The sequence below is a fragment of the Pseudomonas typographi genome (assembly GCF_014694385.1).
Taxonomy (GTDB): Bacteria; Pseudomonadota; Gammaproteobacteria; order Pseudomonadales; family Pseudomonadaceae; genus Aquipseudomonas; species Aquipseudomonas typographi.
Map to the genome: position 1 here is coordinate 1 of NZ_JAAOCA010000170.1, position 255 is coordinate 255.

Genomic DNA, 255 nt, shown 5'->3' on the forward strand with positions numbered 1-255 from the left:
CCAGGACATTGCTGGCGGCGAACAGCCAGGCGAACCAGAGATCGGCGCTGGGTCTAGGTTCTGCTGCGGTCGCGGCCATCCTGGGTACCGTATCGCAGTCTGGGGGCGTGCCGACGGGCGCGATTATTGAGCAGGGAAGCAACTCGGCAGGCAACTATGTTCGGTTTGCCGATGGCACCCAAATTTGCTGGGGCGTCTCTTCTGGCGCGACGGCCAATAACGCAACTGGCAACGGCCTGTATTACTCGGGCCTGA

General features: G+C 62.0%; 1 pseudogene. It reads left to right on the top strand.

Annotated features, from left to right (window positions below):
• A pseudogene (locus HAQ05_RS28985) lies at positions 1–255 on the top strand (hypothetical protein); the annotation flags it as partial.